Here is a 248-nt window from a genome sequence, read left to right on the forward strand (position 1 = left end):
CTGCTGTGGGGGTGAGCGGCACCACATCGGCGATGCCGTCAGCGAAAAGCTCGACTATGTGCCGGCACAATTGAGCGTACTGCAATACCGCCGGCCCAAATACGCCTGTTCTGCCTGTTCTGCCTGTTCTGCCTGTTCTGCCTGTGAAGGCCAGATCGCCGTCGCACCCTTGCCGCTGCAGCCCATTGAACAGGGCATGGCCGCACCCGGGCTGCTAGCCCACATCATCGTCAGCAAATGGGCAGACC

The 248-nt window shown here is 61.7% G+C and carries 1 protein-coding gene; it reads left to right on the forward strand.

From position 1 onward, the window contains the following. Positions 1-248: IS66 family transposase zinc-finger binding domain-containing protein (locus tag ACUHMQ_RS21480; protein ID WP_445297442.1), on the forward strand; the 248-nt coding region annotated here is incomplete at both ends.

The organism is Chitinimonas violaceus (assembly GCF_052601015.1).